Origin of the sequence: Ligaoa zhengdingensis, from assembly GCF_014384885.1 — a bacterium.
GTDB classification, from domain to species: Bacteria; Bacillota; Clostridia; order Oscillospirales; family Ruminococcaceae; genus Ligaoa; species Ligaoa zhengdingensis.
The window spans coordinates 1-1172 of sequence record NZ_JACRST010000082.1 but is presented as its reverse complement, the minus strand read 5'-3'; the positions used below and the strand labels follow the sequence as shown (position 1 = coordinate 1172).

Below are 1172 nucleotides of genomic sequence, written 5' to 3'. Positions count from 1 at the left end.
GCGCTGGAGGAAGCGAACCGCGTGATGGAGGACAAAGACGCGACCGCAGAGGAAGTGCAGACGGCGAGCGACGAGCTGCAAGCGGCGATAGACGGGCTGCGGTATGAGCTGAACACCGAGCTGCTGGAGATGTCGATCGAGCTGGCGGAAAAGACGCTGACCGATTTCAACCTGACGGAGGAATCGGAAGCGGAGCTGCAAGCGGTGATCGACGAGGCGAAGGCGCTTCTGGAGAACCCGAAGGCGACGCAGACGGACATCAACGAGATGTTTGAAAAGGTGATCAAAACGCTTGCGGGAATCGTGGAAGCGGAGAGCGCGGACAAGGCGATGCTGAACGAGCTGATTGCGCAGGCGGAAGCGCTGAACCGCGGGAACTACACGCCCAGCACGCTGGCGGCGCTGGACGAGGCGCTGGAAGCGGCGAGAGCGGTATCTGCGGACGAGACCGCGGAGGAAGCTGAGGTGAAAGCGGCGCAGAAAGCGCTGATGCAGGCGATCATCGATCTGAAGTTCATGGCGCAGAAGGACAGCCTGAAGGCGGCGTACAAGCTGGCGGAGGAGCTGACAGCGGATGAGAAGTACGAGGAAGCGACGCTGGCGGAGCTGAAGGGCCTGATGGAAGAGGCGGCGGAGCTGCTGGAAGACCCGGAGGCGGAGCAGGCGGAAGTGGACGCGATGGGCGAGAAGCTGACCATAGCGATGGCGAAGGTTCGTCTGGCGCAGGCAGTGGCGGAAGCGAAGGCGCTGAAGGCGGAAGCGTACACCGAGGCGAGCTGGAGCGCAGTAGAGTCCGCTTTGAAAGCAGCGGAAGAGGTTCTGGAGAACGGCGACGCGGAGAAAGCGGAGTACGAGGAACAGGCAGTTCTGCTGAGAGCGGCGATGAACGCGCTGGTAGAGGCCGACGCACCGAAGCCTGTGAAACCGTCGAAGGGCGGCAGCACGAGCCAGGTGAGCGACAGCGACTACTGGGCGGAAGTGGTCGAGAAGATCAACGGAACGGAGAAGGGCGGCAGAGTGAACGCGAAGCTGGATGAGGGAGCGAATGTTCCCGCGACAGTGATCGACGCCCTGAAGAACAAGGGAGTGACGGTGGTCTTCGAGATCGGCGGCAAGGATTACGCAGTGAACGGCGCGGGCGAGCTGAAGGGCTACAGCGCGGCGGCAGTGTA

1 protein-coding gene is annotated in these 1172 nt (G+C 62.5%); it reads left to right on the top strand.

The genetic code is table 11. From position 1 onward, the window contains the following. Positions 1-24: 24 nt before the first annotated feature. A partial coding sequence (locus tag H8711_RS13755; protein WP_249283897.1) for a coiled-coil domain-containing protein occupies positions 25-1172 on the top strand: 1148 nt, incomplete at its 3' end.